The organism is Pseudarthrobacter sp. MDT1-56, from assembly GCF_059383555.1.
Genome location: NZ_JBWZCK010000040.1, coordinates 1 through 1125 on the forward strand (window position 1 = coordinate 1; position 1125 = coordinate 1125).

Here is a 1125-nt window from a genome sequence, read left to right on the forward strand (position 1 = left end):
GCGCCCCGGCAGTGGTATCCGCAGTCCCGGATCCATCCGGAGATCTGCTCCACGGAGGTCATGGACGGGTCAAAGCTCACGGTCGCGGTCTGGGCGACCGGGTTAGCGTCGACGGCGGCGACTCCGGGCCGCTGAAGCAGGACGTGTTCAACGACCGCTTTGGAGGTGGCCCATTGCAGGCCGCGGACTTCCACGACGGTGCGTTTCAGAAGCGTGGTCACCGCTCCTCCTTTAGCGCCGGTGCTGCCGGCGGGACGGCCGGATCCGCAGGCAGGCTGCGGCTGTTGGCCGGTGCCAGTTGGTGATCGGGTGCGGGATTGGGGTCGGAAGGCAAGGTGCGTCCTTTGGCAATGAGGGAATCCGGGGAGGGCGGCGGGCTCTGTCCACCCGTAGCCGGACCTTCATTGCGTATGGGCTTTCGCCCGGGACGTCGTTTTCCGGTTAAGCTGAACATATACCCCCTAGGGGTATGCGTCAAGAACCGTCCGGGTTGCGGACGCGCCCGCCGGTCGCACTCCGCGGGCGTTTCAGGAAGACTGTTCATACCCTGAGTATCGCCCCGGCCCGGGCGATGCAGTAGAGCCTGACGGCCCGCGGTGCGGGGCGACACGCGGCGCCCGCCCCGTCGAGCGGGGACCCTTGCGCAACATACCCCTGGGGGGTATACTTTGAGTGTTGTCAGTGACGTGGTTTGTCCGGGCCCCAGGCCGCTACAGCCGTTCAACCACAACAGCCCCTTTATCCCTCGCTTCGAAGGAAAACTGACATGTGCGGAACAACCGAAACACGAACCCAGCTCCCCCTGGCCTCCACTGCCGACCACGGCTGCAGCTGCTGCGCCCCCGCGGCCGAAACGCAGGCTGCGGCTCCGGCCGCCGGAACGTCGGAGGCTCAGGCGTCCGGCGCGCAGTACGCCCTGGAGGGGCTGACCTGCGGGCACTGCGTCCAGACCGTCGAGAAGGCCGTGTCCCGGGTATCCGGGGTCCAGTCAGTGGCCGTAGCCCTGGTCCCGGGCGGCACGTCGCGTCTCAGTGTCACCGGCACCGCAAACCAGGCGGCGCTGACTGAGGCCGTGCGCTCCTCCGGCTACGCCCTGACCGGCGCGAAGTAGCGCTTCCACGGCCC

The 1125-nt window shown here is 67.9% G+C and carries 2 protein-coding genes; one reads left to right on the forward strand and one right to left on the reverse strand.

All coding sequences use genetic code 11. The annotated features are described in order from the left end of the window. A partial coding sequence (locus AC50YC_RS19795) for a heavy-metal-associated domain-containing protein (protein ID WP_494954974.1) occupies positions 1–221 on the reverse strand: 221 nt, incomplete at its 3' end. A gap of 545 nt (positions 222–766) precedes the next feature. Between AC50YC_RS19795 and AC50YC_RS19800 the strand changes: the two genes are divergently transcribed. After that, positions 767–1111, forward strand: a complete 345-nt coding sequence (locus AC50YC_RS19800; protein ID WP_494954975.1) for a heavy-metal-associated domain-containing protein — start codon at positions 767–769, stop codon at positions 1109–1111. Positions 1112–1125: the final 14 nt, after the last annotated feature.

What these genes read in the sequence shown, in the direction of transcription:
- AC50YC_RS19800 (WP_494954975.1), top strand. Translation starts at nt 767, where the DNA reads ATGTGCGGAACAACCGAAACACGAACCCAGCTCCCCCTGGCCTCCACT.